Annotated in this window: 3 protein-coding genes; 1 reads left to right on the forward strand and 2 read right to left on the reverse strand. The window is 33.0% G+C overall.

Going from position 1 to position 3,876, the window contains the following annotated elements:
- Positions 1-276: 276 nt before the first annotated feature.
- Complete coding sequence (locus tag VNJ50_RS11030; RefSeq protein WP_325581831.1) at positions 277-900, forward strand: hypothetical protein; 624 nt, start codon at positions 277-279, stop codon at positions 898-900.
- Here the strand turns inward: VNJ50_RS11030 and VNJ50_RS11035 are convergent, their stop codons facing one another.
- Together VNJ50_RS11035 and VNJ50_RS11040 are read right to left on the reverse strand one after the other, a co-directional pair.
- A complete protein-coding gene (locus tag VNJ50_RS11035) occupies positions 901-2,883 on the reverse strand; it encodes a tetratricopeptide repeat-containing sensor histidine kinase (protein ID WP_325581833.1) in 1,983 nt (660 codons plus the stop codon).
- A gap of 12 nt (positions 2,884-2,895) precedes the next feature.
- Positions 2,896-3,630 (reverse strand): LytTR family DNA-binding domain-containing protein, encoded by a 735-nt coding sequence (locus VNJ50_RS11040; RefSeq protein ID WP_325581835.1) that lies wholly within the window; start codon positions 3,628-3,630, stop codon positions 2,896-2,898.
- Positions 3,631-3,876 lie beyond the last annotated feature (246 nt).

Genomic DNA, 3,876 nt, shown 5'->3' on the forward strand with positions numbered 1-3,876 from the left:
AGTATGAACTGTATTGGACTGGATAAAACCGATTTTTCGATCAACACCTCAGATTATGGCTCTATGTTAGGCGCTTTTGGAAAGTAAATTCAACACATCAGTCGTTATCAAACAAAAAGGCGTTTCAACACATGAAACGCCTTTTTGTTTGATTGGCAATCAACTAATTACATCTAAAATAAATTCTCTAAATGAGCTGTAATAAATTTCTTATTGGTATAAATTGAGAATATTCCATATTTAGTATATCTTTAAGTACATTCAAAAACATACAACATGAAAATATTTGTAAGTTTCTTAATCGTCATATTCTCTTTTACTTCTACATTTTCGGATCCAATTACGGCAACTGTTGTTTTTGAAAATTTTACTCAAAAAACTTCCATTTCTGGTGTATTTTATATTTCTGAAACCAATCAGAATCTGCAAATCAATTCGTTGGATCAGTTCACTATTATACTTCCAAAAAAGGGAAAATACCAATTTCGGTTTTATTCTGAAGATGTAAATGCGATTACCTCTTATCCGGTTCGAATTACCGAACATAAAAATACAGTAATAATAAAATTGGAAGACAAAACAACAGCTTCTGAAGTTGTTACCATCCCAAATCGTTATTCGATAAAAGATATTTCAGGCTTTTCAGTAGAACAGATTGAAGAAGGCCTAATTAATGGCACCATTAATTTTATTGCTCATGGTTTGGTACCCGTCGATCCTGATGCTGCCACTGTTTTTAAAACAAATTATGGTGTAGGATTTATTAATGAAAACTGCGTAATCGATCCTATCTTGTTTAAAATAGCGATAAACACCAACAAAAAAATTGAGCTGTATTTAATTTCAAAATTTGGCAAGGATTGGAAAAACCAGCTTCCTGCAACACCTTTTGGGCTATAATTACGCTTTCAAATTATTGGCCCGTGTTGGAATTTGAACAACAATCCTGGTGCCTGTCGGATTATTCTGTGCATCATGCAAATCTTCAATATCCAATTTATAATCCGTAGTAAATCGTTCGGAAAAATTAGACAATCGCGCTTTTGTAATCGCTAAACCTACCGATTTCCTTTTGAGAACCCTACCATGATTAATTTCTTCTGAAGCCTTTCTGCCAATGCCATTATCAGTAATCGAAATATTAATAAAATCCCGATCTGTCTTATATACTCTCAATTCAATTTGCTTGTTTTCTTTTTTGGAAGAAAGTCCGTGCCATAAGGCATTTTCGAGGAACGGCTGCAAAATTAGCGAGGGCACTTTAATAGTTGAAATATCGAGGTTGGGCTCAACATGGATAGTAAAATCTATATCATTAGAAAACCGTATGTTTTCAATATTCATGTACAACTGCATGGTTTCTAATTCTTCTTCCAAAGAAATCTCTTTTTCAGTGGAAGCAATCAGTATTTTACGGATAAATTTTGAGAATTTATTCAAATAATAGACCGCATTTTCCTTTTCATTATTGATGATATAAAGCTTAATAGAGTTTAAAGAATTAAAGATAAAGTGCGGATTCATCTGGCTTCTCAACATATCTTGCTCCAAGGTCAAAATCTTTTTTTCGTGGCGTAATTGCCTATTTCTACTCATTGCGATTAGGATGACCGCTATAATTGCAAGCGCAAAAAGTGCCGACCAAAATATCACCTGATTGCGCTGCAATTTTGATTTTACCAATTCATTTTCATTGGCAAGCTGAATAATTTCATTGTTTTTCGCCTCATTTTCATATTGAATGATAATATCGCTCACATATTGCATATTCCGATCGGTGAAAATTGTTTTTTCAAGTTGCGATGCCTGCTCAAAATGATATAACGATTTTTCGTAATTTTTGTTTTTCTTATATAATTCCGAAAGGTGCTTATGGGCATCAACCGAAGAGGTTTTAAATCCATAAACCTCAGAAATTTCCAATCCCTTTTTAAGATTGATTTCCGATTGATGGTCCAAATCCAACTTATTCTGGACCCATCCCAAATTTATATAAGCGTAAGCCAAATAATATTGGTCACCAAGTTCAAGGGCCTTTTCCAAACCCTGCTCTATAATTTCTAAGGCTTCAATATACCTTTCCTGTTTGATGTACACTTGACCAATACTGTTGTAACAAATGACACGTCCTACTTCCGAATTGATTTGCTCATTATATTGCAACGAACGTTTAAAATTTGTTAATGCCAAATCCAAAAGCCCTTTGGCTTCATCAGCAAATCCAAGATTATGGTAATTGATGGCAAGTCCTAATTTATTCCCTGATTGTTCTTCGATGATCAACGACTTTTCAAATTGCTCAATTGCCAAATCATATTGCCTTAAGGTGAGATAAATATTTCCCATACTGTTTTGGGAAACAGCAATACTTAACATCAGTTCATGCGACGGATTTTTAACAGATTTTGCGATATCCAAAGCCTTTTTATGATAATCCAAAGCTGGTTTTATAAAGTCCATGCGTCTATAAACCACCCCTATCATATTCAAACTGATTACATTTAGCTCAATATTACCAATATCTTCCGCAAGTTTTTCAGCATTTTTATGGATTTTTAGAGCGGCATCATACAAAGATTTATTTCGATATAATTCGCCCAACTTGTTCATGCTATAAATCTCCACTTCTATTGCTTTTGCTTCCGATGATTTATGCAACAATTCTTTTAGGACGATACTATCGTTTCTAAACTTTGAGAACATCGAATCCATTTCTGAGTATTGCTTAGGCCAAGAATTGCCCATTTTTTGAAGGACACTTTCAAGGTTATCTCCTGTTTTATTTTGAGCTTCAAGAGAAATATGTGCACTAAGAAGCAGCATCCCCAAAAGAAGATACCTTAAAGACACCGGAAAAAGCCTTGTGCGTCTGTTAAAAAGCATTTGGAAATAAGATTACAATTTTTCTAAGAAGTCAGATTTTCGTTGTCTTGCCACCGGAATACGATCGTTTGACTCCATAACAACATAACCCTCGTTTTTAATAAATTCTTTAATTTTTTTTAGATTGATAATGTACGAATTATGAATCCTAAAAAACTGGTTCTCAGGAAGAATACTACTCATTTCTTTCAGTTTTTTAGTAATTACGATTTTCGGCTCATTCTCGAGTATAATGGTACTATAATTCCCATCCGATTCTACATACAAAATATCATCGGCTTCCAAAAAAATAAGTTTACCATCGGTATTGATCGTGATTTTCTTTTGCTGAAATTTAGAATTGAAATTTAGAAGTACTTCCTCAATTTTAGTGGAATTAAATAATTTTGAGTTATATTTTTTGACCTTTTTAATGGTTTCTTCCAAATCATCGGAATCAATAGGCTTTAACAAATAGTCTATAGCCTCATGTTTGAGTGCTTTTATCGCAAACTCATTATAGGCTGTGGTAATCACTACTGCAAAATCCTTGTTCATGAGTTTTTCCAAAAACTGAAAACCATCCATAGTTGGCATTTGAATATCAAGAAACAAACAATCCAATTCGTTATTATCCAAATAGACGATGGCCTCTTCCGGATTAGAAAAAGATTTGATCACCTCAATCTCATTACTGAAATTTGAAAGTTCCCAGATTAGACTTTGGATAGCCTTTGGCTCATCATCAACAATTACTGCTTTTATCATGTTTTAAATATAATACTATTCTGCCTTAAAAGTATCTAAAAATGTATGGTTAGCATCATTTATTGTATATCATGTATTAATCGTAAACAATATACCGTTCTGGCACTTTTATGAGGTTGCTAGATAACTATAAATTACATTTAAAACTTATGAAAATGGCAATTTTTTTACCATTAAGTTATAGTTTAATAAAAAATTAAAAATTTGAAGCCAGTCAAAAACCCGTTTACGGGACAAAATCTTCCA

This window comes from Gelidibacter sp., from assembly GCF_035577925.1.
In the GTDB taxonomy this organism is placed as follows: Bacteria; Bacteroidota; Bacteroidia; order Flavobacteriales; family Flavobacteriaceae; genus Gelidibacter.

What these genes read in the sequence shown, in the direction of transcription:
- VNJ50_RS11040 (WP_325581835.1), bottom strand. Translation starts at nt 3,630, where the DNA reads ATGATAAAAGCAGTAATTGTTGATGATGAGCCAAAGGCTATCCAAAGT.
- VNJ50_RS11035 (WP_325581833.1), bottom strand. Translation starts at nt 2,883, where the DNA reads ATGCTTTTTAACAGACGCACAAGGCTTTTTCCGGTGTCTTTAAGGTAT.
- VNJ50_RS11030 (WP_325581831.1), top strand. Translation starts at nt 277, where the DNA reads ATGAAAATATTTGTAAGTTTCTTAATCGTCATATTCTCTTTTACTTCT.